The sequence below is a fragment of the Streptomyces sp. NPDC090108 genome, from assembly GCF_044747185.1.
GTDB lineage: Bacteria > Actinomycetota > Actinomycetes > Streptomycetales > Streptomycetaceae > Streptomyces.
Genome location: NZ_JBIVDQ010000010.1, coordinates 143,232 through 168,527, shown reverse-complemented (window position 1 = coordinate 168,527; position 25,296 = coordinate 143,232). Strand labels below are relative to the sequence as shown.

Below are 25,296 nucleotides of genomic sequence, written 5' to 3'. Positions count from 1 at the left end.
CCGCGCGGCAGGCGGTTCAGTCGCCCAGAAGAGTCCGCAGCTCTTCCAGCAGGGCCTGCTCGTCCGTGCCGTCCAGCGCCAGGAGAGCGGCGCGCCAGGCGTCGCGGGCCTCCTCCGTCCGCCCCTGCTCGTGCAGCAGGAGGCCGTGCTGGTGCCGGGCGCGGCCGCCCGTGTAGCGGTCGGCGCGGGCGTCGGCCTCGCTCAGCAGCGCGGCGCACTCGCGCGCGGCCCGTTCCGCCTCGCCGAGCTGCCGCAGCGCGCGGACCAGGCCGAGCCGGGTCTGTGACTCCCCGTGCCAGTCGCCGTGACCGCCCAGGATGCGCAGGCTCTCCCCGAAGTGCCGTGCCGCGGCGGCCGGTTCGCCGAGGGTGAGATGGGCGTAGCCGATGTTGCAGTGCGCCGAGTGGCGCACGATGACCGCGCCGATCGCGTCCCCGATCGCCAGCGAACGCCGGTGCTGCTCGATGGCCGACCTGGGATCGGTGTGCTCGTAGAGGTTGCCGAGATGGCTGTGGGTGACGGCCTCGCCGTAGGGATCGTCCAGCTGCCGGGAGTACGCCAGGCTCTGCCGCAGCGCCTCCTCGGACTCCGTGAAGCGGCCGAGCCCCTCCAGCAGCAGACCCCGGTTGTTCAGGCCGCGCCGGACACAGGACAGGTGGTCCAGCCCGCGCCAGATCTCCAGTGCCTGTCCGGTGAGGCCGAGGGCGTCGTTGTGCCGTCCGGTCAGGAAATGCAGCCCGGCGAGATCGCCCAGCGCGTAGGCCTCGGCCGCCGCGTCCCCGAACCGCCGTGCCGCCCCGAGCCCGGCCAGCAGCAGCACCTCCATCTCCGCGATCCGGCCGCTGCGCCAGACGTAGGGGAAGAACAGGCGGACCAGGGTGGACAGATACCCGGCCCTCCCCGGGTCGGCGGTGTCCGCGTTCCGTCCCACCAGCGCGACGATGTTCTCCAGCTCCAGGTCCCCCCAGGCGAAGGCCTCCTCCGCCGACTCGAAGTGCGGCAGGGGAGCCACGCCAGCGGCGTGCCCGGAGGGCTGGACGGAGGTGGGCCGCAGCCGGTCGTCCCGGTCGAGCCCCGGCTCGACGACGGCGACGAGGGCACGCTCGGCGACCGCGGCGAACCAGCGGAGGGCGACGAGCTCCGGGTCCGCGTCGGTAGGTGACTCCGGGACCACGCCTGGCTCCGGGACCGCTTCGGCACCTGACTCCCGAGCCGCACCTGACCCCGAAGCCACGCCTGACTCCGGAGCGACGCCGGGCTCCGAAGCCACACCGGCGCCTGGCTCCGGGGCAGTGGCCGCGCCCCGGGGCATCTCCGTTGCGGCACCGGCCAGTTCGCGGGCGAAGTCCCGGACCAGGTCGTGGGGGGCGTAGCGGCCGTACGCCGTCTCCTCCAGGAGGGCCACGTCGACCAGGCGGTCCAGAGCGGCTTCGGCGCGGTGCTCGTCGAGGCCGGTGAGGCGGGCGACCAGCGGGGCACCGTAGGCCGGCAGGTCGAGGGCGCCGAGGCGGCTCAGGGCGACGGCCGCGTCCCGGTCGGCCTCGTGCTCGGCGGCGGCGAGGGCGTCGTGGGCGACGGCCAGGGAACGCCGGACGCTCAGGTCGTCGTACTCCAGTTGCCGCAGTCTGCCTTCCGTGGCGGCCAGTTGACCGGCCAGGGTGTCCGGGGTGAGGGCACGGCGGGCGGCGAGCCGGGCGGCCACGACGCGCAGGGCGAGCGGCAGGCGGCCGGTCAGCTCGACGAGTGCGTGACCGGCGTCCAGCCCGTCGCGTCCGCTGACCGCGCGCAGGAGCGCGGCGCTGTCCTCGTCCGTCAGCGGGGTCAGCGGAAAGCGCTGGGCACTGTCCAGGGCGGTGAGCGGGGAGCGGCTGGTGACGATCGTCGCGCAGCCGGGCCCCGCCGGGAGCAGCGGCCGCACCTGGGCCGCGCTCGCCGCGTCGTCCAGCACCAGCAGGACCCGGGCGGGCGCGAGCAGGGTACGGAGCAACGCCGCTGCCGCGTCCGGGTGTTCGGGGATGCTCCGGGGCTGCGTGCCGAGGTCGCGGAGCAGCGCCGACAGGGCCTGGGCCGGGGTGAGCGGGGTCATCCCGTGGGCGGCGCCGTGCAGTTTGACGTACAGCTGGCCGTCGGGGAAGCGGTGCCTGAGCGCGTGGGCGGCGTGCAGGGCCAGCGCGCTCTTGCCGACGCCGGCCATCCCACTGATCACGGCGACCGGGCTCCTGCGGGCGGCGAGGGTCTCCCGCAGGAGGCGCAGTTCGGTCGCCCTGCCCGTGAAGTCGGCGGGGGGCGGCGGGAGTTGCGCGGGAGCGCGCGGCGCCGGGCCGGGGGTACCGGAGGTGCTGCCCGCGTCCGAGGCGGTACCTCCACCGGAGGCGGCACCCGGACCGCAGCCGGTCCCCCCACCGGGGGCGGCGCCCGCATCGGACGTGGAACCCCGACCAGGGGCGGCATCCGCGCCGGACGTGCGGCCCGGACCAGGGGCGGCGCCCGCATCGGACGTGGAACCCCGACCAGGGGCGGCATCCGCGCCGGGGACGGCGCCGCGTCCGCCTCCGGCACCAGAGGCAGCACCAGCACCGGCACCGGCACCGGCACCGGCACCGGCACCGGAGGCAGCGTCGCCGCCAAAGGCGGTGTCCGTGGCAGCCGCGGCGCCGGTCCGCGACGGAGCCGGTTCCCCGGGGACGCCCCCGGGACCTCCGGGGATCTCGCTGCGGCCCGACCCGGCCGGGGCGTGCGACACCGCCTCCGGACGCGGCCGGCGTCCACCCTCCGCACCGGATATGCGCTCGCCGGCCAAAGGCGCGAGGCCCCGCAGCACCTCCACGTGGGCCTCGCGGACCGCCGGGCCCGGCTCGATGCCGAGTTCCTCGATCAGCCGGGTGCGCAGATCGCGATGGACCGCGAGGGCCTCGGCCTGGCGGCCGGTGCGGTGCAGGGCCAGCATCAGCTGACGGTGGAACGCCTCACGCAGCGGGTGCGCGGCGACGAGCGCCGCCAGGTCGGGCACGAGACCGGCCAGCCGTGCCCCGCCCACCGCGAGTTCGGCGTCGTACCGCCACTCCAGGACGAGCAGCCGCGCCTCCTCCAGCCGCTGCACGAGGGCGTAGCCGCCGAAGTCCCCCGGCAGTCCGCTGAGCGGGGTGCCGCGCCAGAGCGCGAGTGCGGCGTCGGCGGCCCGTACGACCCCGGCCCAGTCCCGGCGCGTGTGAGCGCTCCGCGCCTCGGCGGCCCACGCCTCGAACACGTGCATGTCCAGCTCGCCGTCCTCGACGCGCAGGAGATAGCCGGGCGGTACGGCCCTGAGCCGCTCGGGTCCGCCGAGGAGACGGCGCAGCCGGGCGACGTGATTGTGCAGCGAGGCCTGCGCGGAGACGGGCGGCGCCCCGCCCCACAGGGCCTCCTTCAACGACTCGGCCGACACCACGCGGCCGGCCTCCAGCAGCAGCGCGGCCAGCAGCGCCCGCACCTTGGGGCTGCCGATGGCGTGGACGAGACGGCCGTGGACGGCCCCGGACACACCGGCGGGGACGGGCGGAACGACACCGGAGGCGGGAGCGGCAGGGGCGTCGGAGGCGTCGTACGAAATCTCGTACGGTGGTCGGTCGTACAGCACCGGGGGTCCCAGCAGTCCGAACCGCAGCTCGTACCGCCGCATCACGCCGCTCCAGCCTCCCCGCGCGGTCCTGTCCGGCCGCGTCCCGGCCCTTGTCCCGCGGCGGACGGGTGTCCACCGCCGCTCTGGCGGAATTACGCCTCTCCCCAGTGGATTCACGCCACCCGCGGGCCGCCGCCGGGAAACGGAACCCGTCGGGATCCTCGCTCTCCGCCCCCGTCGCCCGGCGAGTTCCGGCCACGGGGCCCGGCACCGGGTGACGACCCGTCGGCCACATGTTAGCGATCCGTTGGCGGGCCCTGATCTGATCACTCCATCGGATCCGGTCCGACGGCGCGCGCGGATGCCGCGCAACTCGGGGGAGTGTCGCCGCCTGCCGGATCCGGGGACGTGTGCGGCCCCGGTCGGCGGAGGTGACCGACCGGGGCCCCGTCCCGCTCCACCCCGCCCCGCCACCGCGCGCGGCCCCAGTACCCCACGCCCCACCGACACCGATGCCGGCACCGGCCGGCCTGTCCCCCGCGCCCGACGCCGCCCGCACCGGAGCCGCATCCGCTGAACGAAAGAACCCCAGATCAGTTTCCTGACCTGGGGTTCCAGTGGAGCCGCTTTCGGGATTCGAACCCGAGACCTACGCATTACGAGTGCGTTGCTCTGGCCATCTGAGCTAAAGCGGCGCGCTGTCGCACCATGGTGCGATCAGCAACGTCGGTAAGTCTACACAGTTTCCGGGGGTGCTTCGTACCAGCCCCGGAGCGGGGGGATCCGGGGCCGGTGCGGGGCTACGAACAGCGCTTGCCGGAGGGCGGCGGGGTGTCGTGGAGCAGGTAGGCGTCGATCGCGGTGTCGATGCAGGCACTGCCGCGACCGTAGGCGGTGTGGCCGTCGCCGACGTAGGTGAGCAGGCGGCCGGAGGAGAGCTGGCGGGCCAGGGACTGGGCCCAGGGGTAGGGAGTCGCCGGATCGCGGGTGGTACCGACCACCACGATTGGGGCCGCGCCCTTCGCCTCGATGCGATGGGGTTCACCGGTGGCCTTCACGGGCCAGTAGCTGCAGTTCAGGGTGGCCCAGGCCAGGCTGTCGCCGAACACCGGGGACGCCTTGCGGAAGGCGGGGAGCGCTTTGCGCACCCCCTCGGGGCCGGTGTAGGCGGGCGGCAGGTCCAGGCAGTTCACGGCGGCGTTGGCCATCATGAGGTTGCTGTAGGAGCCGCTCGCGTCCCGCTCGTAGTAGCTGTCCGAGAGGGCGAGCAGGCCGGCGCCGTCGTTCTCCTTCATCGCCGAGGTCAGCGCCTCGCGCAGCTGCCCCCAGCTGCCCTGGTCGTACATCGCCGCGATGACCCCGATGGTCGCCAGGGACTCACCGACCTTGCGGCCGTCGGCGTCGCCGGCCGGGACGGGGTGCGCGTCGAGCTTGCGGAAGAAGGCCTTCAGGTTGTCTCCGACCTGCGCCGGCGTCTTGTCCTTGCCGCCGAGCGGGCAGTCGGGGTGCCGCACGCAGTCCTTCGAGAACGCCTGGAAGGCGGTCTCGAAGCCCGCCGTCTGCCCCAGGTTGAGCTGCTGCGCGTCGAGCGAGGGGTCCATCGCGCCGTCCAGCACCATGCGGCCCACCCGCTTCGGGAAGAGGCCGGCGTACGTCGCCCCGAGGAAGGTGCCGTAGGAGGCGCCGACGTAGTTCAGCTTCTGGTCGCCCAGCAGCGCGCGCAGCATGTCCATGTCCCGCGCCGCCTCGACGGTGGAGACGTGCCGCAGCAGCCGCGCCGAGTGCGCCCCGCAGCTCTCCGCGAACTTCTTGTCCGCGTCGACCAGCGCGTTCGTCTCCTTCTGGTCGTCGGGGGTGAGGTCCGTCTGCGTGTACGCGTCCATCTGGCGGCCGTCGATGCATTCGACCGGCTCGCTGCGGGCCACGCCCCGCGGGTCCATCGCGACGATGTTGTAGTGGGCGCGGATCTCGGCGGGGTAGCCGATCCCGGCGTACTGCTGGAGGTAGGCGACCGCCGAGCCGCCCGGGCCGCCGGGGTTCACGAGCAGCGAGCCGAGCGGCCTGCCGCTGCCCGTGGCCTTCTTGAAGGACACGGCGAGCTTGATCTCGCCCGCGGCGGGCCTGGCGTAGTCGAGCGGGGCCTTCATCGTCGCGCACTGGAAGCCGGGGGCGCCGCAGCTGCGCCAGTGCAGCGGCTGCTCGTAGTACGGCGAGAGCGCCGCCGGGGTCGCGCGCGGGAGCGCGGCCAGCGCCGCCTCCGCCACACCGTCCGCCGAGGTGCGGGAGCTCCCGGCGGAGCAGGCGGACACCAGCAGTGCCGCGGCCGCGAGCAGGGTCGTGGTGGCGCGGGCCCCGGCACGGGCGCCGTTCCGGTTCCGACTGGGCGCCGACGGGCGGAACGTCCCGGCGAGCCAGGACGTCCGGGGGGACCGGCGGGGGGATGAGCTGGTGTGCATCACGTGAGCGTAACCCTGCGCGAGGGGATGAATGCCGAGCGTGAGGAAGGTGAGCCTCGTACGGGGGACCCTGTCCGTCAACCACCGTACGCCCGGCTCACCCCGCCCGCAGGGCCGTCGCCACCCGCACCCGGGCCGCAGGGCACGCCTTCACACACCCCGCACCCCGGCGACGCGCCACTCACCCCGCTCGCAGAGCCATCGTCATCGCCTCCACCGCCAGCAGCGGGGCCACATTGCGGTCCAAGGCGACCCCGCAGGCGGCGATCGCCTCGATGCGGCGCAGGGTGGACTCCGGGGAGCTGTCGCGGGCGATCCGCTGCAGGGCGTCCTCGGCGTCCTCGTTCGCGATCGCGGTGCGTGAACCGAACTGGAGCGCAAGGACATCGCGGTAGAAACCGGTGAGGTCACCGAGGGCGACGTCCAGGCTGTCGCGCTGGGTGCGGGTCCTGCGGCGCTTCTGCATCTCCTCCAGATCCTTCATGACACCCGCGGTACCGCGCGGCATCCGGCCGCCCTGGGCCGCGCCCAGCGCCGCCTTCAGCTCCTCGGTCTCCTTGCCGTCCATCTCCTCGGCGAGCTGTTTGGCGTCCTCGGCGGCCGCGTCGACCAGTTCCTGGGCCGCCTTGAGACAGGCGCCCACATCGCCCAGGCGCAGCGGCAGCTTCAGCACGGCGGCGCGGCGGTCACGGGCCGCGGGGTCGGTCGCGAGCCGCCGGGCCCGGTCCGCGTGGCCCTGGGTGGCGCGGGCGGCGGCCGCGGCCACCGCGGGCTCGACGCCGTCACGCCGCACGAGCATGTCGGCGACGGCCTCGACCGGGGGCGTGCGCAGGTTCAGGTGGCGGCAGCGGGAGCGGATGGTCGGCAGCACGTCCTCGACGGACGGGGCGCACAGCAGCCACACCGTGCGCGGCGCCGGCTCCTCGACGGCCTTGAGGACGGCGTTGGCGGACTTCTCGTTCAGCCGCTCGGCGTCCTCGACCAGGATGACCTGCCAGCGGCCGGTCGCCGGGGAGGTGTACGACTTGCGGACCGTGTCCCGCATCTCCTCCGCCCGGATCACGGCGCCCACCGCGGCGATGGAGTTCACGTCCGCGTGGGTGCCGAGGAGCGCGGTGTGGCAGCCGTCGCAGAAGCCGCAGCCCGGCGCGGCGCCGAAGGCACGGTCGGGGCTGACGCACTGGAGGGCCGCCGCGAAGGCCCGCGCCGCCTGGTTCCGGCCCGCTCCCGGCGGTCCGGTGAACAGCCAGGCGTGGGTCATCTGCGACGTCTCGGGCGGCGGCTCGTTCGCCGCCGCGGCCGTGACGAGGGCGTCGGCGTCCCGCGCGGCGCCCTCCAGCACCGCGCTCACCTTCTCCTGACCGACGAGGTCGTCCCACACGCTCACGGGTCACGCCGCCCTTCCGTCACACTCCGCGTCCCGGATCCATTGTGCGGGTGGCCACCGACAACCACGGCCGCCCACCGGCTGCGGCGGGCCCCCGGAGCACGGAAAGCGGCGCCCGCCGGAGCACCGTGATGCTCCGGCGGGCGCCGCCCGCTGTCCTCGTACGGTCCGGTCGCACCGGTCCGGTCACACCGGATCAGCCGCTGCGGACCCGCCGCTCCGGCCGGTCCGGCCGTCGTCCCGGGTCAGTCCTTCCGGCCGCGGCCGCGACGGCCCTGGTCCTCGTCGCCGCCGTACTCCCCCTCGTCGTACGAGCCCAGCAGCTCGTCCGCCAGCGAGGGCAGGTCGTCCAGCGGGGTCTCCTCGGCCCAGTCGGGCCGGGGGCGACGGGGCCTGCCGTCGGCGTCGGGCCGGGGCGCCTCACCGGTGCGGTCGGCGGGCCGCTCGTCCCGGAAGAAGCCGGGCGGCACCCGGCCGGCCGTGCCGTCCCCCCGCACGGGAGGCAGTACGGCGGTCTCGTCGGCGGCGCCGAAGGTCAGCGGCGGCAGCACGGCGGTCTCGTCGAGCGCCCGCGGCGCGGCCTGCGGCTTCCGGGGCTCCTCGGAGATCCGCGGGAGCACCGCGGTCTCGTCGGCGGCGGCGGGGGCCGGGGCGAACGGCAGCTCGGCCGTCACCTCGGAGTCGCCGCCGGCACCGGCGTTCCCGCCGGGGCGGGCGTCGCGCTCGTCGCGCACCGGCCGCAGCACCGCCGTCTCGTCCGGGCCGCGCTCGGGGGCCGGGCGGCCGGACGTGTGCGGGGAGACGACCGGCGTCGGAACCGTCTCCTCCACACCCCGCGCTTCCGGGCGCCGGGCCGGAGCGTCCGTGCCCGGCGACACCACGGGGGTCGCCACGGTCACCTCGTCCGGGGTCTCGGCCGGCACCGCGCGCCGCGCCGCGCCGGGCCTGCGGGCGGCGTCGTCCGCGGCCGCGGCCGCGTCGAACGCCTGCCTGCGGGCCTCCTCCGCGCGCAGCAGGGCCTCCTCGGCCTTGCGCTGCTTCTCCAGGCGCCGGGCCTCGGCCTCGGCGTGCAGCCGGGCCTCCTCCTCGGCCTGCCTGCGCCGGCGCTCGTCCTCGGCCCTGCGGCGGGCCTCCTCCTCGGCGCGGGCCTTCTCCTCGGCCAGGAGACGACGGCGCTCCTCCTCGGCACGCCGGTGCGCCTCCTCGGCACGCAGCCGGGCCTCCTCGGCCTGGCGTTCGGCCTCGCGGCGCTGGGCCTCCTCCAGCTCGCGCTGCTTGCGCTCCTCCTCCTCGGCGCGCAGCCGGGCCAGCTGCTCCTGGCGCTCGCGCTCCAGGCGCTCCTCCTCGGCCTTGCGCGCGGCCTCTTCCTCGGCCTTGCGGCGGGCCTCCTCCTCGGCCTTCTTCCGCGCCTCCTCCTGGGCCTTGATCTCGGCCTCGGAGAGCGGCAGGACGGTGTCGAGCCGGTGGCGGATGACCGTGGTGACGCCCTCGGGCTCCTGACCGGCGTCCACCACCAGGTAGCGGCCGGGGTCGGAGGCGGCCAGGGCGAGGAATCCGGCCCGCACGCGCGCGTGGAACTCGGCCGGCTCGGACTCCAGCCGGTCCGGGGCCTCGGTGAACCGCTCGCGGGCGGCCTCCGGAGCCACGTCCAGCAGCACCGTGAGGTGCGGGACGAGCCCGTCGGTGGCCCAGCGGTTGATGCGGGCGATCTCGGTCGGGGAGAGGTCGCGTCCCGCGCCCTGGTAGGCGACGGAGGAGTCGATGTACCGGTCCGAGATCACGACCGCGCCGCGCTCCAGGGCGGGCCGTACGACGGTGTCCACGTGCTCGGCCCGGTCGGCCGCGTAGAGCAGCGCCTCGGCGCGGTGCGAGAGGCCCGCGGAGGAGACGTCCAGCAGGATCGAGCGCAGGCGCTTGCCCACGGGGGTGGCCCCCGGCTCACGGGTGAGCACGACCTCGTGGCCCTTGGCGCGGATCCACTCCGCGAGGGCCTCGGCCTGGGTGGACTTCCCGGCGCCGTCGCCGCCCTCCAGGGCGATGAAGAAGCCGCTGGAGGCCGGGGCGGTGACCGGGTCGTCGCCGCCGAGCAGCGCGTCCTTGAGGTCCTGGCGCAGCGGGATGCCGGAGCGGTCGTCGACCTTGGCGAGCACCAGGACGGCCACCGGGAGCAGCAGGGCGCCGACGAGCATCAGCGTGAAGGAGGCGCCGCCGTGCGCGAAGGTGAAGCGGCCGTTCTCCAGGCGGTGCCGGCCGATGAGACCGGCGACGACGGGGGCGATCAGGACGCCGAGCGCCATGAAGACGCGGACGACCGCCTGGAGGTGTTCGGTGACGCGGGGCCTGCGGTACTCCTCGGTCTCCTGGTCGAGCAGGGCGTGCCCGGTGTTGGCGGCCACGCCCGCGGAGACACCGGCCAGGGTGACGATCAGCAGCACGGTGGTGACGTCCGGCACGAGGCCGGCGGCCAGCAGGGCGACACCGGTGAACGCGATCGCGATGGCCAGCAGGCGGCGGCGCGACAGCGAGGGCAGCAGCGCGGGCGCCGTACGGATGCCGACGGCGACACCGCCGGTGAGGCCGAGCACGAGCAGGCCGTACAGGACGGGGCCGCCGCCCAGGTCGGTGGCGTGCAGCACACACACCGAGACCGCGGCGGCGATGGCGCCGGCGACGGCCGCGCAGGCGGTGACGAGCAGCGGAACGACGCCCGTGCGCCCCTTGTCGATGCCCTCGCCGGTGCGCGGGCGGCGCAGCCCCTCCAGCGGGGACCGCGCGCGCGGGGTGCGCGTGCCGGGCAGCTGCAGGGCGGTCAGCACGGACAGGGACGCGGCGAACAGTCCGGCCGCCACGTACGACGCCAGGGCCGCCTGGTGCTGGTCGAACCAGGCGATACCGGTGCCGAGCAGGTTGTTGAACAGCGAGGCGACGACCAGGGTGGCGGCCGCCAGCGGAACGGCCAGGAAACCGGTGCGCAGGGCGAGCCGGCGCAGGGCGTCCATGTGGTCCGGCAGGGGCCGTACGGTCGCGCCCTCCGGCGGCGGCGCGGGCAGCAGGGCGGGGGCCGCGCTCTCGCGGCACACCGTCCACAGCCGCTCGGCGACGCCGGTGACGAAGGCGGTGACCAGCAGGACGGCGAGCGCGTTCCCCGGGATCCAGTCGATCCACAGCGGGGCGACGATCAGCAGCGCGGCACGCAGGCCGTCGGCGCCGACCATGGTCCAGCGCCGGTCGAGCGGACCTTCCGGTGACGTCAGTGTGGTCAGCGGTCCGAGGAGGACGGCTCCGAAGAGCAGGGTGGCGAGCACACGCGCGGCGAAAACCGTCGCCACTGCGAACGCCACGCCCCGGTAGCCGCCGCCGAAGGCGCCCTCGGCGATGGACGCCTGGAGGACGAGGACCACCAGCACCAGCAGCGCCAGGGCGTCACCGACGCCGCTGACGAGATGGGCGCTCCACAGGCGCCGCAGCTCCGGCCGGCGCAGCAGTGAGCGGACGGCGCGCTCGCGGGAATCCGCGATCAGGGCGTCGTCCGGTGGGGTGGGAGGGGCCGTTGGCTGCTCGGCTCGCGTCATGCGTTCAGCCTATCGGCAGCCGCCGACAGCGAGCCCCGCCCGCCGGGAGACGGGCACGTCCCGACACCGAAGTGATGCCGTGACGTTTCCCCCGGCGAACGGAGGCGGCGGATCACCGCGGAGACGGGACTCCCGTGGAGACCCCGGTCAGGGGCGGGCGGACCGCCCCGGGCGGAGCTTTCCGGTGCCGTCCGGCCGCATACGGCCGCACGGGCATGACCCGTCCCACACGCCTCGAGCGCTTCACCCGGTCTCATGCTGAGCAACTGCCCCGGCGGGACCCCGCGTACGCCAGACGGCGGACACGGGAGAGGGGGAGCCACCGGCCCGTCCGGCCGGTGGCTCCCCCTCCAGGAGACTCAGTCCTCCGCGCGGGAGGCCGCCGTCTTCTTCGCGGCCGCGGTCGTCTTCTTCGCCGCGGTCGTCGTCTTCTTGGCGGCCGTCGTCTTCTTGGCCGCCGTCTTCTTGGCCGCGGTCGTCGTCTTCTTCGCCGCGGTCGTCTTCTTGGCCGGGGCCTTCTTCGCGGTCTTCTTGGCCGGCCCCTTCGCGCGCTTCTCGGCGAGCAGCTCGAAGCCGCGCTCCGGGGTGATCTCCTCGACGCTGTCGCCCGAGCGCAGGGTCGCGTTGGTCTCGCCGTCGGTGACGTACGGACCGAAGCGGCCGTCCTTGACCACCACCGGCTTGCCGGAGACCGGGTCCTGGCCCAGCTCCGCCAGCGGCGGCTTGGCGGCGGCGCGGCCACGCTGCTTGGGCTGGGCGTAGATCGCGTGCGCCTCCTCCAGCGTGATCGAGAAGATCTGGTCCTCGGACGTCAGCGAGCGCGAGTCCGTGCCCTTCTTCAGGTACGGGCCGTAGCGGCCGTTCTGCGCGGTGATCTCCACGCCCTCGGCGTCGGTGCCGACCACGCGCGGCAGCGACATCAGCTGGAGCGCCTCCTCCAGCGTGACCGTGTCGGGCGACATCGACTTGAAGAGGGAGGCGGTGCGCGGCTTGACCGCGTTCTTGCCGGTCTTCGGGGTGCCCTCGGGGAGCACCTCGGTCACGTAGGGGCCGTAGCGGCCGGCCTTGGCGATGATCGTGTGGCCCGACCGCGGGTCGGTGCCCAGCTCGAAGTCACCGCTCGGCTTGGCCAGCAGTTCCTCGGCCAGCTCGACCGTCAGCTCGTCCGGCGCCAGATCGTCCGGGACGTCGGCGCGCCGGTGCTCCTCGGTGTCCTTCTCGCCGCGCTCGATGTACGGGCCGTAGCGGCCCACGCGCAGCACGATGCCGGAGCCCACCGGGAACGACGACACCTCACGCGCGTCGATCGCGCCCAGGTCGGTCACCAGCTCCTTGAGACCGCCGAGGTGGTCCCCGTCGCCGTTGCCGGCGTCGGCCGCGGCACCGGTCACGGTGCCCTCGCCGAAGTAGAAGCGCTTCAGCCACGGCACGGACTGCGCCTCGCCGCGCGCGATGCGGTCGAGGTCGTCCTCCATCTTGGCGGTGAAGTCGTAGTCGACGAGCCGCCCGAAGTGCTTCTCCAGGAGGTTGACGACGGCGAAGGACAGGAAGGACGGCACCAGGGCCGTGCCCTTCTTGAACACGTAGCCGCGGTCGAGGATCGTGCCGATGATCGACGCGTACGTCGACGGGCGGCCGATCTCGCGCTCTTCCAGCTCCTTGACCAGGGAGGCCTCGGTGTAGCGGGCCGGCGCCTTGGTGGCGTGGCCGTCGGCCGTGATCTCCTCGGCGGACAGCGGGTCGCCCTCGGCGACCTGCGGCAGGCGGCGCTCGCGGTCGTCAAGCTCCGCGTTCGGGTCGTCGGCGCCCTCGACGTAGGCCTTCATGAAGCCGTGGAAGGTGATCGTCTTGCCGGAGGCGCTGAACTCGGCGTCCCGGCCGTCGGCGGCGGTGCCACCGATCTTCACGGTCACACTGTTGCCGGTCGCGTCCTTCATCTGGGAGGCGACGGTCCGCTTCCAGATCAGCTCGTAGAGCTTGAACTGGTCACCGGTGAGCCCGGTCTCGGCGGGAGTGCGGAAACGATCACCCGAGGGGCGGATCGCCTCGTGGGCCTCCTGCGCGTTCTTCACCTTGGCGGCGTAGGTGCGCGGGGCGGACGGCAGGTACTCGGCGCCGTACAGATGCGTGACCTGGGCGCGGGCGGCCGTGATCGCGGTGTCGCTCAGCGTCGTGGAGTCCGTACGCATGTACGTGATGTAGCCGTTCTCGTACAGCTTCTGGGCGACCTGCATGGTCGCCTTCGCGCCGAAGCCGAGCTTGCGGCTCGCCTCCTGCTGCAGCGTCGTCGTACGGAACGGGGCGTACGGCGAGCGGCGGTACGGCTTGGACTCGACGGAGCGCACGGAGAAGCGGGTGTTCTCCAGGGCGGCGGCGAGCGCGCGGGCGTTCGCCTCGTCGAGGTGGTGGATGCTCTCGTTCTTGAGGCGGCCGAGCGAGTCGAAGTCGCGGCCCTGCGCGATGCGCCGGCCGTCGACCGACTGGAGGCGGGCGACCAGCGAGGACGGGTCGGAGGGGTCCCCCGCGCGACCGGTCGCGAAGGTGCCCGTCAGGTCCCAGTACTCGGCGGAACGGAACGCGATGCGCTCGCGCTCCCGCTCGACGATCAGCCGGGTGGCGACGGACTGGACACGGCCGGCCGACAGGCGCGGCATGACCTTCTTCCACAGGACCGGCGAGACCTCGTAGCCGTAGAGGCGGTCGAGGATGCGGCGGGTCTCCTGCGCGTCGACCAGCTTCTTGTTCAGCTCGCGCGGGTTGGCGACGGCCTCGCGGATCGCGTCCTTGGTGATCTCGTGGAAGACCATCCGCTTGACGGGGATCTTCGGCTTGAGGACCTCCTGGAGGTGCCAGGCGATCGCCTCGCCCTCCCGGTCCTCATCGGTGGCGAGGAAGAGCTCGTCGGAGTCCTTCATCAGGTCCTTGAGCTTCTTGACCTGCGCCTTCTTGTCAGCGTTGATCACATAGATCGGCTGGAAGTCGTGCTCGACGTCCACACCGAGGCGGCGGACCTCACCGGTGTACTTCTCCGGCACCTCCGCGGCGCCGCTGGGGAGGTCCCGGATGTGCCCGACGCTCGCTTCGACGACGTAGCCGGGGCCGAGGTAGCCCTTGATCGTCTTCGCCTTGGCAGGCGACTCGACGATGACGAGTCGGCGGCCGCCGTGTGCGGTGTCGCTGGTCGGGGACAACTTCGCTCTTCTCTCCGGTCGACGCTGAGGTCTCCCCGGGGCTTCGCCCGGGGTGACCGCGTGCTGGTGGCTCATGTGACGCTGCGGAGTGTGACGCTACATCCCGCCCCCGTGTCAAACGGGAAAAGCCCACAACGGCCACTCGAACGGTAACCCGACTACCGCCATTCCTGCCGCCCGGAGTGTCCGACGACTCCTCGCCCCTGTCCGGAGCGTGACGCTCCTTTTACCCGGGGGTCCACCGCGGCGGCATCCCGCCGCCGACGTCAGAGGCGGGTGAGGCAGTACGCGCCGAGAGCCAGCGCGACGATTCCGGCGAGGCCGGCGACGGCGGCGGATGCGACCTGGTTCACATCGGCGGCGACCGGCTCGGCGCGGCGGAAGCGGACACCGGTCCACACCAGGAGGGCGGCCCCGAACAGGGCGAACACGACTCCCGCGAAGACCGCCGGCCCGCTTTCCATGCCCCGCGCACCCCTTCCGCGCCGTCCGTCCGCGCCGCCCGTCCGGCCCTGTGCGGGGAGGCTTCCACGCAAGGGCGACGAACGGGCGACATCGACGTGAACGGAAGGCCGGCGGGGTGCCACCGGGGCCGAACGGGCGATCGCACGGCGTCCGGCCGACACCGCCGGCGGAGATCCGGGGTGCGTTTCCGGCCGTCTTCCCCGGGCGACGGCCGCCACCCGCGATCCGCCGCACGCCGCGGCCCTTGCCACGGGCATACGACGATGATCCCTGCGGCGGCTACGGCGGCCCGGGGAGCCGGGCTACGACGGCCGGAACGGCGCGGTGACCACCGCCGCTGCCGGCCACCGCGATCGGCCACGGCGGTCGGCCGCGAGCACCGGTGACGGTCGGTCATGGGCGCCGCGGCGCCCGGCCATCGGCGCCGCGGCGGTCACCGGAGGCGACCGGCCCGAACGCGCGGCCGGGCACCGCGGCGGTCACCGGTCACCGCGGCGGACGCCACGAAGGGCACCGCGGCAGGCACCGCGGACCGCGTCGGGGCCCGCGGCCGGCACTGCGGACCGCGTCGGGGCCCGCAGCCAACACCGCGGACCGCGTCGGGGCCCGCGGCCGCGGGTCAGCGCACCGGCTCCAGGAAGCCCTGTTCGACCAGCAGCCGGATCTGCGCGGGCGTACGGTCACGCAGCAGCACCGGGTCCTCGCCGACGAGCTGCGCGATGGCGTCCAGGATGCGGCCGGCGCTCAGCGAGCCGTCGCACACGCCCGCGAAGCCGGCGCCGATCGTGTCCACCTTCGTCGCACGGCGCATGCCGCGGTGCTGACGCAGCACCACGTGCTCGGGGTCCTCGGCGCCGGGCAGTCCGACCTGCTCCTGGACCACCTCGTCGGCCAGGCGGTAATGGCCTTCGAGGAGGGCCGCGTCGTCGTGCTCCCGCAGGTGGTCGAGACGGGCGAAGTGGGCCCGGATCGTCTCCCCGAGCGGCTGCTCGACCGGGTGGGGCCATTCCTCCACGGTGATCGACGGCTCGGCCGCCCCGGTCCTGCGCAGGGTGATCCAGCCGAAGCCGATCCCCTTGACCTTGCGCGCCTCGAACTCGTCCAGCCACGCGTCGTACCGCGCCTGGTAGGCGGCCGGGTCGCCGCGGTGGTCGCCCGCGTCCCTGAGCCACAGCTCGGCGTACTGCGTGACGTCCTGCACCTCGCGCTGCACGATCCAGGCGTCGCAGCCGCGCGGCACCCACGACCTGAGCCTGTCCTGCCAGTCCTCCCCCTCCACGTGCTGCCAGTTGGCGAGGAACTGCGCGAACCCTCCCTCGTTCAGACGCTCGCCCGCTCCCTGAACGAGCGAGCGGCACAGATCGTCCCCGCCCATGCCGCCGTCGCGGTACGTCAGCCGCGCGCCCGGGGAGATCACGAAGGGCGGGTTGGACACGATCAGGTCGAACGTCTCGTCGTCCCGGACCGGCCCGTAGAGCGAGCCCTCGCGCAGGTCGGCGGCGGGTGCCCCGGAGAGCGCGAGGGTGAGCGCGGTGATGTGCAGCGCGCGCGGGTTGAGGTCGGTGGCCGTCACGCGCGTGGCGTGCTGGGCCGCGTGCAGCGCCTGGATGCCGGAGCCGGTGCCGAGGTCGAGGGCGGTGGCGACGGGCGTGCGCACGGTGATGCCCGCGAGGGTCGTGGAGGCGCCTCCGACGCCCAGGACGACACCTTCCTCGTGCTGTCCGATCCCGCCCGCGCCGCCGACGGCGCAGCCCAGGTCGGACACGATGAACCAGTCCTCGCCGTCCGCGCCGCCGTAGGGCCGCACGTCGACGGTGGCGGCCACCTCGTCGCCGCCCACACGCTTCAGCCATCCGGCGTCCAGGGCCTCGTCGGCCGGCAGGATCGCGGCCACGCGCGCGTGGGGCACGGGCTGCTGGAGCAGGAAGAGCCGTACGAGCGTCTCCAGCGGCGTGTCGCCACGGGTCGCCCGGAGCGCGGGCACGGTCTCGCTGCGGGCCAGCGCCGCGTACGCGGGGGCGCCGAGCAGGTCGAGCAGGCCGTCCGCGGTGAAGGAGGCGGAGAGCAGGGCGTCGCGCAGGCTTGCGGCGACGTCGGGCCGGTCGGAGGCGGGCAGGGGGGCGAGGCCGGAGTCTGTCACGCCCCCATTGTGTCCCGTGGCGGCGGCCGGCGAGCGCCTCGGCTGTGTCCGTGGCGGCGGCCGGCGAGCGCCTCGGCAGGGGCCGTACGGCGGGTCGCGCCGCGAGGCGCCGACGCGGGCGCCGGCCGAGCACGGCCATGGCCCCGGGGCCGCGCACCGGCGCGCGTGCGTCGGCGCGGCGGTCACGGACGCGCGCAGGTCATGGCGGGGGTGGGCCCGCCGTCGGCGTCAAGGCCGGACCGCCGTCGCCGGTGTCAGCCGGCCGTCGCGGGCGTGGAGGCCGACGGGGAGGCCGCGACCTTGCAGCTGGCCTGCTGGGCGATCGCCTGCTGGACGTCACCCTGCTCCAGGCGCTTCAGCGCCTCGGTGCCGCTGCTGTTCTGCTCGCCGATCTCCTTCGTGCGGTCGGCGACGTCGTGCAGGCCCTTGGCGAACTTGCCCTGGTCCTTGGTGTCGAGCCCGTCGACCTGCTTCTTCAGGTCGGCGTAGGACGTGGCGAGACCGTCGAGGTTCTTGACGGCGTCCTGCTGCCGCTTGGCGCCGTCCTGCACGCCGGGAGGCGCGCCGGCGCCGCTGATGGCGGCGGCGATGGCCTTGTAGCCGTCGGACATGTCCTGGAAGGCCTGCGCGTAGGTGTCCCGGACGGTCTTCGGCGGCAGGTTGCCGTCGGTGGCCGTCTTCGCGATCTGGGCGTTGGCCGCCTTGATCTTCGAGTCCTGGGCGGGCACGGCGTTGCACACCGACTTGGCCCACGCCACCAGCTTGGGGTCGGGGCCGCTGGGCTTGGTTTCGCTGGAGCAGCCCGTAAGCGCCACCACCATGACCGCACCGCCGGACAGCGCGGACGCGAGCTTCTTGTTCACCGGATCGGTCCCTTCCCTGGCTCTCGGCCCACGGAATCTACACGGCGGACCACCTCCCTCCGCCACCGAACGTCCCATTGATAGGCTTATATGTCTCTTTGCTCCACGGGAGAGAAGGCTCACGGCGTGGGTGAGCCCACACACACGGAACGGGCGGGCGGCGCGCCGTACGCGCCACCCGCCCGCCCGTCGAACGGACTTGACCGGACCGGTCTACGAAACCACCGCGGGATCACTTGAGTTGGAGACCCGTTCGGCGTTCTCGTCGTCGCCGACGGCGATGCCGCGCCGCTTGGACACGTACACCGCGACGACGATCACCAGGAGCGAGAGGATCGCGATCATGATCCGTACGCCGATGCTCTTGTCGCTGCCGTAGGAGAACTTGATCACCGCGGGCGCGATGAGCAGCGAGACCAGGTTCATGACCTTCAGCAGCGGGTTGATCGCCGGCCCCGCGGTGTCCTTGAAGGGGTCGCCGACCGTGTCGCCGATCACCGTGGCGGCGTGGGCGTCGCTGCCCTTGCCGCCGTGGTGCCCGTCCTCGACCAGCTTCTTGGCGTTGTCCCAGGCGCCGCCGGAGTTCGCGAGGAACACCGCCATCAGTGTGCCCGCGCCGATCGCGCCCGCCAGGTAGGAGCCGAGCGCGCCGACACCGAGCGTGAACCCGATGAAGATCGGCGCCATCACGGCGAGCAGACCCGGCGTGGCCAGCTCCCGCAGGGCGTCCTTGGTACAGATGTCGACGACCCGCCCGTACTCGGGCTTCTCCGTGTAGTCCATGATCCCGGGGTGCTCGCGGAACTGCCGCCGCACCTCGAACACCACCGAACCGGCCGACCGCGAGACGGCGTTGATGGCGAGTCCGGAGAAGAGGAAGACGACCGCCGCGCCCGCGATGAGGCCGACGAGGTTGTTGGGCTGCGAGATGTCCAGCGACAGGCTGAGCGGCGCGCCGGGCCCGGTGAGCCTGGCCCCCACGTCCTGCACGTTGGTGGTGATCGCGTCCCGGTACGACCCGAAGAGCGCCGCGGCCGCGAGGACGGCCGTGGCGATCGCGATGCCCTTGGTGATGGCCTTGGTGGTGTTGCCGACCGCGTCCAGGTTGGTGAGCACCTGGGCGCCCGCGCCCTCGACGTCGCCGGACATCTCCGCGATGCCCTGCGCGTTGTCGGAGACCGGCCCGAAGGTGTCCATGGCGACGATCACGCCGACCGTGGTGAGCAGACCGGTGCCGGCCAGGGCGACCGCGAACAGCGCCAGCATGATCGACGTGCCGCCGAGCAGGAACGCCCCGTACACGCTGAGGGCGATGAGCAGCGCGGTGTAGACGGCCGATTCCAGGCCCACCGAGATGCCCGCCAGAACGACGGTGGCCGGACCCGTGAGGGAGGTCTTGCCGATGTCCCGGACCGGCCGGCGGGTGGTCTCGGTGAAGTAGCCGGTCAACTGCTGGATGACGGCGGCCAGCACGATGCCGATGGCCACCGCGACCAGGGCGAGGACGCGCGGGTCGCCGCTCTTGGCCCGGACGGCCGCGTCGGTGACCCCGGCGAGGTCGGCGTACCTCGCCGGCAGATAGGTGTAGACGGCCACGGCGACCAGGACGAGCGAGATCACCGCGGAGACGAAGAAGCCGCGGTTGATGGCGCTCATGCCGCTGCGGTCCGCGCGGCGCGGGGCGACCGCGAAGATGCCGATCATCGCGGTGACGACACCGATGGCCGGCACCAGCAGCGGGAAGGCGAGCCCCGCGTCGCCGAAGGCGGCCTTGCCGAGGATCAGCGCGGCCACCAGGGTGACGGCGTAGGACTCGAACAGGTCGGCCGCCATCCCCGCGCAGTCGCCGACGTTGTCGCCCACGTTGTCGGCGATGGTCGCGGCATTGCGCGGGTCGTCCTCCGGGATGCCCTGCTCGACCTTGCCGACCAGGTCGGCGCCGACGTCGGCGGCCTTGGTGAAGATGCCGCCGCCCACACGCATGAACATGGCGATCAGGGCGGCGCCGAGGCCGAAGCCCTCCAGCACCTTCGGCGCGTCGGCCGCGTACACCAGCACCACGCAGGAGGCGCCCAGCAGGCCGAGGCCCACCGTGAACATGCCGACGACGCCACCCGTGCGGAATGCGATCTTCATCGCGGTGTGCGAGACGGCGGTCAGATCCTTTTCCGGTTCGCCTTCCGCCGGAGTGGCCTCACGGGCCGCCGCGGCGACCCGCACATTGCTGCGTACGGCGAGCCACATGCCGATATAGCCGGTGGCCGCCGAGAACACCGCGCCGATCAGGAAGAAGACCGATCGTCCGGCACGCTGATTCCAGTCGTCCGCGGGCAGCAGCAGGAGCAGGAAGAAGACGACGACGGCGAATACGCCGAGCGTGCGCAACTGCCTCCCGAGATAGGCCTTGGCGCCTTCCTGGACCGCCTCGGCGATCTTTTTCATGCTTTCGGTGCCCTCGCCCGCCGCCAGCACCTGACGCACCAGGACACCCGCGACCACGAGCGCGGCCACGGCGACAGCCGCGATCACCGCCACCATGATCCGGTTGTCGTCCGTCAGTACCGCGGCCGCGAGGGATGTCGGATGGCCCGACAGATGAGGGGTAGAAAGCCCCGCCATTCGTCCTCCTTGACGCTTGGGCTGAGCTCAAGATGTGGACGGATTCTAGGTACCCGATCGTGATCTCAACAGGCCACGGTAAACGCAATCGACCTTCGTGTCTCCATGGCGAATGATCGGGGTCGCGCAGGAGAACCCGAAAGAGGTAACGCCCCAGAGGCATTGTGGGCCGAATGGCCCCTTGATCAAATCATCGCGCTATTGATCGTGAATTCCTTCACGAATTCGAGGGCGCCGGAAAACAGGCTGCGGAAATACGACGAAGGGCCCTGCTCAGCAGGGCCCTTCGAAGGGTGATGCGGGGCGGCCGGCCCGCGCGCGGCGCGCCGTCAGACGAGTTCGGTGACGGGCGGGGCGGTCGGCCAGGACATGCGGATCAGGCCGCCGCTCTCGCCGGTCGTGACTTCCACGTCGTCCACGAGACCGCTGATGACCGCGAGGCCCATCTCGTCCTCCTCGGCCTCCACGTCCGCGTCGGCCGCGGCACCGCCCGCCACCCGGCCGGCGGGTACGACGTGCGGGGCCTCGTCGCCGACCTCGATGGAGAACTGTTTCTCCTCCTCGATCAGCGCGACCTTCACGGGTGCCGTGATGTCGTTGATCTGGTGCAGCCCGACGGCGCGGGAACAGGCCTCGCCCACGGCGAGCCGGACCTCGTCCAGCACGGCCTCGTCCACTCCGGCCCGGCGCGCCACCGCCGCCGCCACCAGGCGGGCGGTCCGGACGTGCTCGGGCAGCGCGCTGAAGCGGAGTTCGACGGTGGCCATGCATCCCCCTCGCGACTACCGGCATGCGGTACTCGGGAGCGGGGCCGCCGGGAGCCCGCACTCCCATGAACTTCTGTGCCCCGGGCACACCGGCCCGCGGCGGGACCGCCGGTGTCCGGGCCGGTGTACGGCCCGGACCCCGTGCTCGGTCCGGGTCAGTCGGTGGCCGCCACCGCTTCCTCGACCGAGGTGTGGATGGGGAACACCTTGGTGAGGCCGGTGATGCGGAAGATCTTCAGAATGCGCTCCTGGTTGCAGACCAGGCGCAGCGAGCCCTCATGGGCACGCACCCGCTTCAGGCCGCCGACCAGCACGCCGAGCCCGGTGGAGTCGAGGAAGTCCACGCCCTCCATGTCGACGACGAGATGAAAATTCCCGTCGTTCACGAGCTCGACCAGCTGCTCACGCAGCTTGGGCGCGGTGTACACATCGATTTCGCCACCGACTTCGACGACCGTGCGATCGCCGACGGTACGGGTCGACAGGGACAGGTCCACGAATCCTCCAGCACCTTGCTATCGAGCGGTCGCCCCTAAGGACATCTCGGCCTGCGGCCCCCGGGACGCATCGCCAGCCGCGATGGCATTCAATCACTTACCGGCGTGCGTGCACGACGCCTTGGCCCCATTGTCCGTCACGCCGGTGACAGACTCGGTCCCGATGGCCAAGAATCTCCGATCCGAACGCCCCCCGGCGGACCCCGCCTCGCGCCCCTCTCCGGGCACGGTGCTGGGCCGGCTCGCCGCCGGGCCGAGCCGGTCCGCACGCATCACTCATACGGAGCACTTGCCCCCGCGGGCGGGTCGGCATGCCGTCTGGCCTGACCGGATTCGAGCCGAGGTGATCGCGGCCGTGCAGGCCCGCGGCATCGAGCATCCGTGGGAGCACCAGGCACTGGCGGCCGAGCACGCCCTGGACGGCGATTCGGTGGTCGTCGCCACCGGCACCGCCTCCGGCAAGTCCCTCGCCTATCTCGCGCCCGTCCTGTCCACGCTCCTGGACGGCTCCGAGGCCCCGAACGGCCGCGGCGCCACCGCCCTGTACCTGTCCCCCACCAAGGCGCTGGCCGCGGACCAGTGCCGGGCTGTGAAGGAACTTTCACAACCGCTGGGTGCCGCCGTGCGCCCCGCGGTGTACGACGGCGACACCCCGGTCGAGGGGCGCGAGTGGGTCCGCCAGTACGCGAACTACGTGCTGACCAACCCGGACATGCTGCACCGCGGCATCCTGCCCTCCCACCCCCGCTGGTCCTCCTTCCTGAAGTCGCTCAAGTACGTCGTCATCGACGAGTGCCACACCTACCGGGGCGTCTTCGGCTCGCACGTCGCCCAGGTGCTGCGCAGGCTGCGCCGTCTGTGCGCCCGCTACGGCGCGTCGCCCGTGTTCCTGCTGGCCTCCGCCACGGCGGCCGAACCGGCCGTCGCCGCCCGCCGGCTGACCGGGCTGCCGGTGGTCGAGGTCGCCGACGACGCCTCCCCGCGGGGCGAGCTGGTCTTCGCCCTGTGGGAACCCCCGCTCACCGAACTGCACGGCGAGAAGGGTGCGCCCGTTCGGCGTACCGCCACCGCCGAGACCGCCGATCTGCTCACCGACCTCACCGTGCAGGGCGTCCGCTCGGTCGCCTTCGTCCGTTCCCGGCGTGGCGCCGAGCTGATCTCGGTCATCGCGCAGGAACGGCTGGCCGAGGTGGACCGGTCCCTCGCCCGGCGTGTCGCGGCCTACCGGGGCGGCTACCTCCCCGAGGAGCGCCGCGCCCTGGAACGCGCCCTGCACTCCGGCGAGCTCCTCGGCCTCGCCGCCACGACGGCCCTGGAGCTGGGCGTGGACGTCTCCGGCCTGGACGCGGTGGTGATCGCCGGATACCCGGGCACCCGCGCCTCCCTGTGGCAGCAGGCGGGCCGCGCCGGCCGGGCCGGACAGGGCGCCCTGGCGGTGCTGGTGGCCCGTGACGACCCGCTGGACACCTTCCTGGTCCATCACCCCGAAGCCCTGTTCGACCAGCCGGTCGAATCCACGGTGCTCGACCCCGACAACCCCTACGTCCTCGCCCCGCACCTGTGCGCCGCCGCCGCCGAGCTCCCCCTGACCGAGGAGGACCTGGACCTCTTCGGTCCCGCCACCGCGGAGCTGCTGCCGCAGCTGGAGGCCGCGAAACTGCTGCGCCGCCGGACCAGGGCCTGGCACTGGACACGCCGGGAACGGGCCGCCGACCTGACCGACATCCGCGGCGCGGGCGGCCGCCCGGTCCAGGTCGTGGAGGAGGCCACCGGGCGCCTGCTGGGCACGGTCGACGAGGCCGCCGCGCACTCCGCCGTCCACGAGGGCGCGGTGCATCTGCACCAGGGCCGGACCTACCTGGTGCGCTCCCTCGACCTGGAGGACTCGGTCGCGCTGGTCGAGGAGGCGAGCCCGCCGTACTCGACCGACGCCCGCGACACCACCTCGATCTCCGTCCTGGAGACGGACGTCGAGATCCCCTGGGGCACCGGCCGGCTCTGCTACGGCTCGGTCGAGGTCACCAACCAGGTCGTCTCCTTCCTGCGCCGGCGGCTGATCACGGGCGAGGTGCTGGGCGAGACGAAGCTCGACCTCCCTCCCCGGACGCTGCGCACCCGCGCGGTGTGGTGGACGGTCACCGAGGACCAGCTGGACGAGGCCCGGATCGGCCCCGAGATCCTCGGCGGCGCCCTGCACGCCGCCGAACACGCCTCCATCGGCATGCTGCCTCTCTTCGCCACCTGCGACCGCTGGGACATCGGCGGCGTCTCCGTCCCGCTGCACCCTGACACCCTGCTGCCGACGGTCTTCGTCTACGACGGCCACCCCGGCGGCGCGGGCTTCGCCGAGCGCGCCTTCCACACCGCCCGCTCCTGGCTGGCCGCCACCCGCGAGGCCATCGCCTCCTGCGAGTGCGAGGCGGGCTGCCCGTCCTGCATCCAGTCCCCCAAGTGCGGCAACGGCAACGACCCGCTGCACAAGAGGGGGGCGGTACGGCTCCTCACGGTCCTGCTACGCGGGGCACCGCAGGACCGCGCGGCGGAGGAGCACGCGGAGGATCAGGAACGGAAGCAGGGAGCGGACCCGACGGACTAGGGGGTGCCTCCCCGGTCTCCGGGGATCAGGCCGCGGCGATCGGGGAGACGCCTCCTGGGCGGTGCCTCCCCGGTCTCCGGGGCCCGCGAGGACCGGGGAGAGAGGCTCTGGGGCGGCGTGAGGGCCGGTCCCGCTCTGGCCCTGACCTCCGCCGCGAACGGCCCCCCTCCCGCCCCCGCCGTCACGTCCGAGATCTCTCCCGTGACCGAGCACCGCACCACCCGTGCCCCCTGGACCGCCGCCAGCCGCTCCGCCCGGCCGCAGGCCCCCGCCTCGCCTTCGGCCCAGTGGTCCGCCGCCACGAGCGCCGCGAGGTCCGCCGCCGCGGCCGCCCTGTGCCGTACGACGACGGCCTGGCCGAGGGCCAGCACGGCCCCGAAGACCACGCACAGCACCGCGATCGCCCCCAGGCTCCAGACGGTGGCGGAACCCCTGTCACCGCCCCGCCGCCCTGCCGGCCCGGCGGACGGCCCCGAGGCCCCCGAGCAGCCCCTCACGGCCCCGCTCCAGGCGCTCCCGTGCCCGGGGCCTCCTCCGACACGGCCACCGCTTCCTCCCGTACCTCGAACGGCATCCCCGGCAGTCCCGGCGGATCGGCCACCACCGTCACCCGGACCTGGTCCCCGTCGCGGCCGACGGAGACCCGCGCCCCGTGCGGCGCCGCCTCCCGGGTCACCCGTACGACCGCGTCCGCAGGGTCCTGCCGGGCGGCGGCGCGGGCGCCCGTGCGGGCGGCGTCCAGGCACTGGATCCGCGCCGCCACCGCGAGCAGTCCCCAGACCAGCGCCATCGTGAACGCCACCAGCACGGACAGCACGACGGCCGCCTCCGCCGTCACGAACCCGCGGTCCGCTCCCCGTTCACATCCGCGCACCGAGGGCCCGCTTCACGATGGACTGGAGCTCCGCCTTGACCTGGCCGCTGGTGACGACCTCGTAGAGCAGCATCGCGAACCCGACCGCCGCGATGATCCCCATCGCGTACTCGGAGGTCACCATTCCCGCGTCCCTGCGGCATCGCTCCCGCAGGACCTTCCACACCCTGACCGCTGTCTCACGCATGCCAACTCCCTTTTCGTCCGGTTTCCTTGTTCTCACCGCGCCCCCTGTCGGCCGGCCCTCTTCGTCCCCTCCGCCGGCGGCCCG

General features: G+C 73.5%; 15 protein-coding genes and 1 tRNA gene. 1 reads left to right on the top strand and 15 read right to left on the bottom strand.

Translation table 11 applies throughout. From position 1 onward, the window contains the following. Positions 1 to 16: 16 nt before the first annotated feature. The 12 genes from ACIPRD_RS30540 to bldG all read right to left on the bottom strand — a co-directional run bounded on the left by ACIPRD_RS30540 (position 17) and on the right by bldG (position 21,555). Positions 17 to 3,658 (bottom strand): BTAD domain-containing putative transcriptional regulator, encoded by a 3,642-nt coding sequence (locus tag ACIPRD_RS30540; protein ID WP_401567712.1) that lies wholly within the window; start codon positions 3,656 to 3,658, stop codon positions 17 to 19. 558 nt (positions 3,659 to 4,216) lie between these two features. Continuing rightward, positions 4,217 to 4,293: transfer RNA gene (locus tag ACIPRD_RS30535), tRNA-Thr, on the bottom strand. A 105-nt stretch (positions 4,294 to 4,398) separates the two neighbouring features. Continuing rightward, complete coding sequence (locus tag ACIPRD_RS30530; RefSeq protein WP_401567709.1) at positions 4,399 to 6,054, bottom strand: alpha/beta hydrolase; 1,656 nt, start codon at positions 6,052 to 6,054, stop codon at positions 4,399 to 4,401. Positions 6,055 to 6,235: 181 nt separating this feature from the next. Next, complete coding sequence (locus ACIPRD_RS30525; protein WP_356407625.1) at positions 6,236 to 7,441, bottom strand: DNA polymerase III subunit delta'; 1,206 nt, start codon at positions 7,439 to 7,441, stop codon at positions 6,236 to 6,238. A 245-nt stretch (positions 7,442 to 7,686) separates the two neighbouring features. Continuing rightward, positions 7,687 to 11,013, bottom strand: a complete 3,327-nt coding sequence (tmk, locus tag ACIPRD_RS30520) for a dTMP kinase (RefSeq protein ID WP_401567707.1) — start codon at positions 11,011 to 11,013, stop codon at positions 7,687 to 7,689. A gap of 359 nt (positions 11,014 to 11,372) precedes the next feature. After that, positions 11,373 to 14,204, bottom strand: coding sequence for a type I DNA topoisomerase (gene topA / locus ACIPRD_RS30515; RefSeq protein WP_356407619.1), 2,832 nt, complete (start codon positions 14,202 to 14,204; stop codon positions 11,373 to 11,375). 266 nt (positions 14,205 to 14,470) lie between these two features. Beyond that, a complete protein-coding gene (locus ACIPRD_RS30510; protein WP_356407616.1) occupies positions 14,471 to 14,668 on the bottom strand; it encodes a hypothetical protein in 198 nt (65 codons plus the stop codon). A 620-nt stretch (positions 14,669 to 15,288) separates the two neighbouring features. Beyond that, the gene (locus ACIPRD_RS30505) at positions 15,289 to 16,809 is read right to left on the bottom strand and encodes a methyltransferase (protein ID WP_356407614.1); all 1,521 of its coding nucleotides are present in this window, start codon (positions 16,807 to 16,809) and stop codon (positions 15,289 to 15,291) included. Between the two features lie 254 nt (positions 16,810 to 17,063). Next, positions 17,064 to 17,672: a small secreted protein gene (locus ACIPRD_RS30500; protein WP_356407611.1), complete on the bottom strand. Its 609-nt coding sequence runs from the start codon at positions 17,670 to 17,672 to the stop codon at positions 17,064 to 17,066. A 213-nt stretch (positions 17,673 to 17,885) separates the two neighbouring features. Then, a complete protein-coding gene (locus tag ACIPRD_RS30495; protein WP_356407608.1) occupies positions 17,886 to 20,291 on the bottom strand; it encodes a sodium-translocating pyrophosphatase in 2,406 nt (801 codons plus the stop codon). A gap of 329 nt (positions 20,292 to 20,620) precedes the next feature. Continuing rightward, positions 20,621 to 21,058, bottom strand: a complete 438-nt coding sequence (locus ACIPRD_RS30490; RefSeq protein WP_401567701.1) for an ATP-binding protein — start codon at positions 21,056 to 21,058, stop codon at positions 20,621 to 20,623. A 155-nt stretch (positions 21,059 to 21,213) separates the two neighbouring features. Then, positions 21,214 to 21,555 (bottom strand): anti-sigma factor antagonist BldG, encoded by a 342-nt coding sequence (gene bldG, locus ACIPRD_RS30485; RefSeq protein ID WP_010986038.1) that lies wholly within the window; start codon positions 21,553 to 21,555, stop codon positions 21,214 to 21,216. Between the two features lie 82 nt (positions 21,556 to 21,637). Here bldG and ACIPRD_RS30480 point away from each other — a divergent pair, with 82 nt between their 5' ends. Next, a complete protein-coding gene (locus ACIPRD_RS30480; protein ID WP_356407602.1) occupies positions 21,638 to 24,151 on the top strand; it encodes a DEAD/DEAH box helicase in 2,514 nt (837 codons plus the stop codon). Here the strand turns inward: ACIPRD_RS30480 and ACIPRD_RS30475 are convergent. The 3 genes from ACIPRD_RS30475 to ACIPRD_RS30465 form a co-directional block, all read right to left on the bottom strand. Then, positions 24,148 to 24,537: an Rv3654c family TadE-like protein gene (locus ACIPRD_RS30475; protein ID WP_401567698.1), complete on the bottom strand. Its 390-nt coding sequence runs from the start codon at positions 24,535 to 24,537 to the stop codon at positions 24,148 to 24,150. The two genes, ACIPRD_RS30480 and ACIPRD_RS30475, sit on opposite strands and share 4 nt — an antisense overlap. Positions 24,538 to 24,644: 107 nt before the next feature. Further along, entirely contained in the window at positions 24,645 to 24,989 is a 345-nt protein-coding gene (locus ACIPRD_RS30470) for a TadE family type IV pilus minor pilin (protein WP_401567695.1), read from the bottom strand. 22 nt (positions 24,990 to 25,011) lie between these two features. Continuing rightward, entirely contained in the window at positions 25,012 to 25,212 is a 201-nt protein-coding gene (locus ACIPRD_RS30465; RefSeq protein WP_401567692.1) for a DUF4244 domain-containing protein, read from the bottom strand. Positions 25,213 to 25,296 lie beyond the last annotated feature (84 nt).